This window comes from Robertmurraya korlensis NBRC 107688, from assembly GCF_001591645.1.
Taxonomy (GTDB): Bacteria; Bacillota; Bacilli; order Bacillales; family Cytobacillaceae; genus Robertmurraya_A.
In genome coordinates this window covers 179491-188194 of the sequence record NZ_BCVH01000009.1, presented here as the reverse complement: position 1 = coordinate 188194, position 8704 = coordinate 179491, and the positions used below count along the sequence as shown (strand labels likewise).

At 37.8% G+C, this 8704-nt stretch carries 8 protein-coding genes and 1 riboswitch; of the genes, 1 reads left to right on the top strand and 7 read right to left on the bottom strand.

Going from position 1 to position 8704, the window contains the following annotated elements:
* Nucleotides 1-22: 22 nt before the first annotated feature.
* The 4 genes from ytvI to BKO01S_RS13995 all read right to left on the bottom strand — a co-directional run bounded on the left by ytvI (nt 23) and on the right by BKO01S_RS13995 (nt 5027).
* The gene (ytvI, locus tag BKO01S_RS14010; RefSeq protein ID WP_066055009.1) at nt 23-1054 is read right to left on the bottom strand and encodes a sporulation integral membrane protein YtvI; all 1032 of its coding nucleotides are present in this window, start codon (nt 1052-1054) and stop codon (nt 23-25) included.
* A gap of 131 nt (nt 1055-1185) precedes the next feature.
* Nucleotides 1186-1917, bottom strand: a complete 732-nt coding sequence (tgl, locus tag BKO01S_RS14005) for a spore coat transglutaminase TGL (protein ID WP_232311242.1) — start codon at nt 1915-1917, stop codon at nt 1186-1188.
* A gap of 96 nt (nt 1918-2013) precedes the next feature.
* Nucleotides 2014-3156, bottom strand: a complete 1143-nt coding sequence (locus BKO01S_RS14000; RefSeq protein WP_066055006.1) for an alcohol dehydrogenase catalytic domain-containing protein — start codon at nt 3154-3156, stop codon at nt 2014-2016.
* A 14-nt stretch (nt 3157-3170) separates the two neighbouring features.
* Nucleotides 3171-5027 (bottom strand): di-heme oxidoredictase family protein, encoded by a 1857-nt coding sequence (locus tag BKO01S_RS13995; protein ID WP_066055002.1) that lies wholly within the window; start codon nt 5025-5027, stop codon nt 3171-3173.
* A gap of 159 nt (nt 5028-5186) precedes the next feature.
* Between BKO01S_RS13995 and BKO01S_RS13990 the strand changes: the two genes are divergently transcribed.
* Nucleotides 5187-5402, top strand: a complete 216-nt coding sequence (locus tag BKO01S_RS13990; protein WP_066055000.1) for a hypothetical protein — start codon at nt 5187-5189, stop codon at nt 5400-5402.
* Nucleotides 5403-5432: 30 nt separating this feature from the next.
* Here the strand turns inward: BKO01S_RS13990 and BKO01S_RS13985 are convergent, their stop codons facing one another.
* From BKO01S_RS13985 to BKO01S_RS13975, 3 genes are all read right to left on the bottom strand, one after another.
* The gene (locus tag BKO01S_RS13985) at nt 5433-6704 is read right to left on the bottom strand and encodes a homoserine dehydrogenase (RefSeq protein WP_084362080.1); all 1272 of its coding nucleotides are present in this window, start codon (nt 6702-6704) and stop codon (nt 5433-5435) included.
* A 67-nt stretch (nt 6705-6771) separates the two neighbouring features.
* Nucleotides 6772-6885, bottom strand: a riboswitch (SAM riboswitch).
* 76 nt (nt 6886-6961) lie between these two features.
* Nucleotides 6962-7690 (bottom strand): exonuclease domain-containing protein, encoded by a 729-nt coding sequence (locus tag BKO01S_RS13980; RefSeq protein WP_066054996.1) that lies wholly within the window; start codon nt 7688-7690, stop codon nt 6962-6964.
* On the bottom strand, nt 7680-8651 hold the full coding sequence (locus BKO01S_RS13975; RefSeq protein ID WP_066054993.1) for a DUF294 nucleotidyltransferase-like domain-containing protein: 972 nt from the start codon (nt 8649-8651) through the stop codon (nt 7680-7682). Before BKO01S_RS13975 ends, BKO01S_RS13980 begins: the two co-directional genes overlap by 11 nt.
* Nucleotides 8652-8704: the final 53 nt, after the last annotated feature.

Genomic DNA, 8704 nt, shown 5'->3' with positions numbered 1-8704 from the left:
AAAAGCCATCTATTGATGGCTTTTAAATTTTATAATTTACTTTTATTACATTCGCTTTTTTTAACGTATCATAAACAATTACTATGGCAGGACCTACAAATAATCCGAGAAAACCAATTAACTTAAACCCTATATATAGACTTATTAACGATGCTAATGGAGAAATACCTAAACTACTGGAATATACCTTCGGCTCAATAATTCTTCTAATAACAGTGATTAACCCAAATAATATGATTAATCCAACTCCAAGCAATTGATTTTCCTGTAGAATTGCTACAATCCCCCATGGAACCAACACGGAACCAGTTCCTAAAATAGGCAGTATATCAACAATCACTATGAGTAAAGATAAAAGAGTCTTATTTGAAACCCCTAAAATCCATAATCCTGTGAATGCCATCACAAAGGTAATGACACTTAAAAATAACTGAGCCTTGATAAACCCAACCCCAGCCCGAGTAAGCTGATTAATGACAAGAGAGGCTTTCTTTAAACTTCCCTCCGTTAGATGTTTTTTCATATTTTCTTTTAACCTAGGAAGCTCTAAAGAAAACAGAAATAGAGCAACCAAGTATACTAAAAACTCAATTAAGAAACCAGGAATCGCTGTTAATAACGATATGATTGTTTGAAAGAGAGTTTGTAAGAAGGCATCTAATGATGCAATACTTGACTCTATTGTATTTTCCATCGATTTTAACACTTCTTCTGGAAGTGTCTGTAAATACCTCTCTAAACTCCCCATTATCGGTAAAAGTGTACTACGATAAAAATCCTTTACAAATGTCGGTGTGCTCTCTGACAAACGAAGGGTTTGTTGAATAATTAAAGTAAAAAAGTGATAGCCTAGGATTACTAAACCAAATATGTACGTTAAGAATGATGCTAATACTGCATGCACTCGTGCAATCCTTAATTTATTCTTATAAAAATCAACTAAACCTTCTAAAAATATAGCTGTTATTAAAGCGAAAACTAATGGCAAACTATACGGCAACAAGAAAAAGCCGACACTGCACAAAATGATAACAATCAAAAGCTTTCTTAACATGTAATTCTAACCTACTTTCCTTCCATAATAATAGTATACAGCGAATTTTATATGGAAAAAAGAGTGAACATAAAATAAATATGAAAGGACAATGGCTCATTTGATAATTTGAGCCATTGTCCTTTTTACATTCATAATATTTGCTTTGAAAACTGTGATAAATACTTATAGTTCAACCGACTGTGCTGGTGTATTAAGCGCGCAGATCTTGTTGTACCTTCTTTTCGTAATGTATTAAGGGCTTTAATCATTTCTTCTGCCGTTCCTATTCCAATTCCATGACCAAAGTATTTATTTTCTCCTAAAAATACAACATTTTCTCCAATCCAAACTGGGTTTTCATAATCTGGATTATAAAAATACATTACATCTCCTGGAATAAAATCCGAACCCACTCTTGTTATTATTCCAAGGTCATCATCATAGCTCCAATCCCAAACGAGAAGATGGTTAAAAAGCTGATTAAAAGCTTGCTCCTCTATCGATTGAAGGACAGCATAATAAAATATAACAACAATGGCAGTAGAGCATTCAAAGCCGTACTCATTCCCATTATGAAAAATATCTTTAATGGCCACTGAAGGCAATACACTGGGCCTAAGCATATAACCTCTTGGTGTCTTCCTCCAATACAAGGAGTTAAACTTGGAAGTTTGAAATACCGAAAATTCTACTTCACTTTCGTTTAATGCAACGGCACTATCTATCATGTTTTCTCGCAAAATCAGCTCAAATAAGAGCTGTCTAATATGATCATATCTATGCACTTCATTACTGTCTTTTAGGTAATGAAAAATTTCAGCTTGCTTACTGGATAATTGAAAAGGGGGTGTCTCTACATACATTCCCGCAGCGATAATCACAAATTCTTGACCTCCTTTCTCCATTACTACATGCTATGCTTTAATGGGAAAAGAGGCATCAATATTATGTAAAAAGCTACTGAATATCCCCTACCTTTACGGTTTTAGTATGATTTTTAAACAATTTTCCTTCCTTTTATTAAACAACTTAAATGCTTTTTCTCCATCGGTTAGAGGCATGTGATGGGTGATGATATCATTTACCTTTATTTTCTCTTTACTTATTAAATCATAAAGGTATTGCATGTTATGGATCACCGGCGCAAACCCCATTTTTAACGTAATATTTCTGGCAAAAAGATCACCTAAAGGGAACCCATTATACCTGAGACCATATACACCAACAAGTTGCACAATTCCTCCCTTTCTTACCACTTGGCTAGCCATCTTAATTGCTGTAAGGCCGCCACCTTGGAGAAAAAGTGCCGTTTCAGCTAGCTCAACCGGTGTCATTTTACCACTAGCTCCCACACAATCGATGACAACATCCGCCCCGCCTTTGGTTAACTCTAACAAAAGGTCCGCTAGATCATTTGTCTCTTCTAAATTAAACACCTCTGCTCCATTGGTTTTTCTCGCATGCTCTAACCGATAAGGAATTCGGTCGATTACTATCACACGACTAGCTCCCATTAACCAAGCAAATTTCTGTGTTAACAAACCAATAGGCCCACTTCCGATAACTATTACTGTGTCCCCAGGCATGACACCTGCGTTGACTACTCCCCAATACGCAGTTGGTATCGCATCAGCTAGAAGAACAAGAGCATCATCTTGCAGCTCATTTTCCTCTGGGACTTTAAACCGAGTAAAATTAGCAAACGGAACTCTTACCCACTCTGCTTGACTACCAGAATAATCTCCGTATAGTCGTGAACAACCAAACATTGCGCCCGCTTCTGGCTCTTCCTCTTTGTTCGCTAGGTCACATTGGCTTTCAAGACCATTTTCACAGTAAAAACAATGCCCACATCCGATATTAAAGGGGATGACCACCTTATCCCCTTTTTTTAATCCATTTACTTCACTTCCGAGTTCTTCAACGACTCCAACCGCTTCATGCCCAATCACATAATCTTTTTCCAGACTCGGAATCATCCCGTGATATAAATGCAAATCTGATCCACAAATGGAAGAGGTAGTAACCCTTACAATGATGTCATCTGGGAGCTGAATAAATGGATCAGGTACATTTTTCACTTCAACATGTAAGATTCCTTGATAAGTTACAGCCTTCATCCTATTCACCCTTTCTAATCAGTGATTGTCAGCAAGTAGTGAATAAGTGCATCCTGCTCAGATTCCGAGAACCCCGTCGTTTCATCTACCCAAAAGGAATGGCCCTTACCAGTGACATTCACCGTAGATAAATCATTGTTCGCTGTATTGCTCTCAATAACTTTTTCCCTTAACCGGGAGTCAACCATTGCTTTTAAACTTTGATATGGATCAGGAAGTTTCCCTTGTAAAATGGTTTCTGTTACTCCAATCTCTCCATTTGCACCAACAGACACTCCTCCATCATGTAGATAAGGCGCACTTCTAGATAAGTTATATAGGCTAATTGTTTTGTAAGCCCCTTTTGTTTCCGTAAAGCCCCAAGCTAGACGAAGTAATTGCTCCTGCTCGGGTGTTGTGTGTATTATTTTTGATTTCGGATTTTCCGGAAGCGGTACTTTTGTTCCTTCTTCATAAACCTTTGGTACATCATGATAGGATTTCAATCCTGAAAAACCCTTTGCTCGTGAGCCATTTGTTTTTAATTCCTCAACCGGAATTAACTTATTGCTCGTTGCAAATCTTCCCGCATGACAAGATATACATCCTGCTTTTGTAAATACTCTTTCTCCTTTCTCCGCTTTTTCGTTATTCTTTTGTATCCCGCTGGGTACAGGCGAAAGGGAATTCATGTATGCACTCATCGCATCTAATTGTTCATATACCTTATAGCCTGCCGAGCTAGATAAGACCCCAACCGATGTCATATAGGAAGTTTTAGGATAGGTAGGTGATTTTGTCAATCGATTCACACCAGGTACTCCCGGGGTAGGGTCTACTTTCGCAAAAAAGTCAGATGGCTTTTGCGAAGACTTTCCATCATATCGATACTTTGGATTCGCCGCATTTTGTAAAATGCTTCCCAAATATACTTCCTTATCTATTTTCAACGTATATTTACTGATCTCAGAAGCTGAAACCGCATCCATATTCTGTGAATGAGCGTTATTAATTGCAGCCGAGATTCCATTAAATGGGCCGATTTGACCTTGTCCACTCCAACCAAAAGGGCGATCACCATTCGTCATCGCATCAGGAATTTGAACAGGATTATTATGTAAATCAATGGTCGTGTCGTTACTTCCTGCAGGCCATTTAATAATTTCGGCATCGACGAATTTTTCAAACTTCTCAGTATCAGGCAAGGAAGCTTTTGTTCCATCAGATGTATCTACTTCCATAGAATGTTGACTAATATAACGTTTAATATCCTCTAGTTCTGTATGAGTGAAATAAGCTGCTGTATTCGTACCCATCGCAAGAGAAAGCCCAATTTGCAAATCCGTATTAGGGACTCCCTCCATAATCTTCCCTTTTGAGTCAACTGTTGCATGACAAGCAGCACAGCTTACTCCAGCCTTTAAGCTGCCTTCGTCAAATACAACCTTAAAACCGACGGGTGTCTTGGCCCCCTTCGCTACATCAAGACCTGTATCAAATAATTCACCTTTTTTTATATTAATATCACCTGCAGAAAAATCCTCATATGCTTCGACTTGCAGGTTATTCGTTCCCTCTCCATTTAATTTTAAAATTGCCTTACCGATATTCCCTAATGTTAATGGACCATTAAACATACCTAAAATATCAGAAAAAAACACTTCATTCCCAAAGGTTTCCTCGTAAAATAACTTCCGCCCTAACTCAATCTGCTCTGGTGTCCCCATTTCCACATCATTTGACATAGAAGCTATTTTTGTTCTTTTTTCTGCTTCTCTTATATCTTCATTATCGGGTACAAATGCGTAATCAATTGTCACATTTGTCATTGCATAGATACCAACACCAAAGATAAGCATAATAACTCCAAATACAATTAATAGTTTTCTCATGTCGCACCTCCATTTGGCAAACATATTATTTGCCTAACGAAGCTTTAAAATACAAAAAAGACGTAACAATTATGTGCCTACGTCTAGCTATTTTAGTTCCGTATTTATATTAGAGAAGTGCTATGAATAGATATTTCGGCAGGAGAAACTATAAAAGAGATGAATAAGGAGGGAATTTTATTGGAGAAAACACTTGGTGTTCACGAATCATTAGAACTGTTTGAACTAATTACATTTAAAAGCCTTAGTTTAACTAAAACCACAACAATGAGCCCACTTGCAGTAGACCCGGTATTAAAGGATATACTTACCCGTGATGCTGCTATTTCAAAAGATCAACTCCAAAGATTGCAGCAATTCTTACCTAATGAATAAAGAGGCAAAGAAATGCCTCTTTTTAATCCCTTAGGAGGTAACCACATTGGAAATCCCTCTTTTTAGACCAATCGGCGATACAGGATAACGCTTATATAAGACAGGTAGACTTATACTTTCTAGCGCTCCTTCGTACAAGAAACTTCCGAATATACTGCCATCAATCTCCTTTACAACTTCTTGAAGAATGTTTACTTGATTCAGGTTTTCATTTATGACTGCCTTTAAGCTCAGCCATTCCTCCTTTGTTTGTAAAGGAAATAGCGCTAAATAAATACTTTGTTGATTCTCTTTTTCGTTTTGTGCTTGATAGCTATAACGATGAACCTTTTGTAACGGTTCCTTTTGTTGTTCAATCTGCACCAAATCTTCAATCATTGCACTTGCGGTAGCTTTCGACCCTGCTCCTGGTCCTTGGAGCATAAGAGTCCCAACCAAATCCGTTTTAATGACGATTCCATTGTCAACACCCTCCACATTATAAAGAGGATGTTCAGAGCTTACAAACGTAGGCTTAACAGTTGCCTGAATCCCTTCATTTTCTCTTCTTAAAGAGGCCAATAGTTTCAGCCTTAACCCATGTCCCTCACCTAAGACTAGATCTTCCAAAGCGACCTGTTCAACACCAATTCTCTCAACCTTTTCCCAGTCGGGCTGGTCATGGTATATTAAACTACTTAATATCATTTGCTTGTAAAAAGCATCTCTTCCAGAAATATCACTTTCTGGGTTAGCTTCTGCATAACCTAGTTGCTGCGCCTCCTGTAAGCATTCTTCAAAGCTTAGTTTCTCATTTCTCATTTTTGATAGAATGTAATTGCTCGTTCCATTCAATATACCCTCTAGCACTAAAATTCCGTTCACCTGAAGAAGCTGAATAATCGTTCTAAGAAGAGGAATGCCTCCAGCAACAGCTGCCTCAAATGTTAAAAATTTGCCACGTTCTAAAGCGTATTCCGAAAGCTCCTCTCCACGATTAGCCAGCAACTCCTTGTTTGCACTTATACAATGGCACCCACGATCTAGAAATAATTTTATATAGGAGTATGCTGGTTCAATACCAACAATCGCTTCGAAAACATAATCAATGCTAGGGAGAGATAATATTTCGTCAATGTTTGTAGTTACTACTACGTCCCCTGGTAGTTGTCGTTCCTTTTCTGTCTTTACTAAAATCCCTACTATTTCAACCTTCTTGCCAATCACCTTCTCTAGCTTCTCTTGATGAGTATGAAGGATGGAGTCGTACACACCAGAACCCACTGTTCCAAATCCCAAAAGAACCACTCTTACAGTTTCCATAATTATTTCCTCCCTAAATAAAATAAAAAACCCTCTTCCAAAGAAGAGGGTTTATAGTTAGCATCTCTTCTTATCTGTCAAGGCATAATTACCTTGCAGGAATTGGCACCGTGTTTTCTAAAAATAGAAAATCGGTTGCCGGGTATCATCGGGCCAGCCCCTCCACCACTCTGGATAAGAAATCCAATATTCAGTTCATTTATGGATAATAATAGCACAAACTTTTTTTAAAAGTAAAGAAGAATTATTAGATCTTTTTACAGCTTCGCCATAAGATTATATATATCTTGAAGGGTTTCGTATCCCTTTTGCTGAGCTTTTTCATTAAAAACACACCATAGAACAGCAGTTAATTTAGCATCTCCTAGCGCATGATGCCTATCTACTACTTCTATTCCATATCGCTCACAAATATCCTCAAGTTTATTTTGATTTAATTCCGGATCAGCCACCCTTGATAAAAAAGAGGTATCAATAATGCGGTGTTTTTGAGGGGCTTTAAATTGTTTCCAGTTCGCTGCTTGCAGGAAGTTCTTTTCATGATTTGAATGGTGTGCAACAAGTGGCGTACCTCTTACAAAGTGATAGAAATCCAAAAGAACATTTGATAATGGCGGCGCACTCTTTAGCTCTTCTTCAGAAAGTCCAGTTAACTCCTTCACATGAACTGGAAGTTCTTTATCATATCGAACTAAAGAATAAAAGGTTTCGGTTTCTTTCACATTCGAGCCTTTTATCTTAATCGCACCAATGGACAAAATTTCATCGCCCTTTTCTGGAAAGAACCCTGTTGTTTCCAGGTCAAAAACTGTCACCTCCAACTCAGACAACGGGATAAGCAAGGCATTGTCTGAATTCAATTCTTTTTGAATTTGACGTAAAAAGGCAACATGCTGACCGTTTTGACCTTGTAGGCCACTATATACATTTGTCCCCAGCCTCCCCTGAATTCCCCTCATGAAATGAATAAACGGTTCAAACGCCATGGTTTCCACCCTTTTCAATCATTCTTTGAACATATTGCTGCAGCTTTTTTCCATCCTTCAATATTTTTTTTATTAGTTTTTGATTGTCTTTGGAAAGTTTTTTTACATATAAATAATGCGAATCATCATAAGAGGAAGTCAACGAAAGGTGATCTAATCGGAACTGAAGAAGTTGCGAAAAATTTTCCTGATACTGGGACAACTCCTCATACTTGGCTAATTTGTTTAATTCTCTTAATCTACCTATTGTACTTGTCTCAAAAACCCCTTCTTTCCACGCCAATAGCCGGACTGCGTTCACATAAGGGATAAAAGCAGAGTACTTTAAATCAATTGCACCAGCATGAATTCCCTTCTCTTCAACAATGATTTGACCTAGTGGACCAATGGTCTTTTTTACATGTTTGACATTTTCAAATAAACGACCTAAAAATTTCGGATGAGAATCACAGTATTCATGGATGACTTCTTTTAATTGGTAAAGGAGATCAATGTCTCCTACCAGGTTTCTAGCATCATAGAAAATTTGTAAATTACGAATCGAGACCCAACTACTTTCCTCCATCCAACTTACAACCTGCTTATTCCAGCTGGCAGCATCTTGGCACCAAAGTGGGTTTGAGCTCATAACCTTTCCTTCACACAATGGGTAACCCACTATTTGTAATCCGAATGATAGTTCATTACCTAACTTACTAAAATAATGACTTGCCTCTTGATTTGCTTGTTGAAAAACAATTCCATGATCTTGGTCACTAATTAAACCTTGTTCTAAACGTCCTCCGCTACCGGTAATAAACCAAACAAAGGAGCACGGCGGTTCAGATTTCATACGGGCACTCGCAGTCTCAAACACCTTCATCATAACCTCATCGTGAAACTTATTCAGAGATTCTGAATTAGACATATGCTCTGCAAGATGAGTTTCTTTCCATAGTTTTATTGATTCATATGAACTCAAATCTTACACGCCCTTTAAGTAGATAAGGAAAGCCCCATAGAATGAGGCTCTCC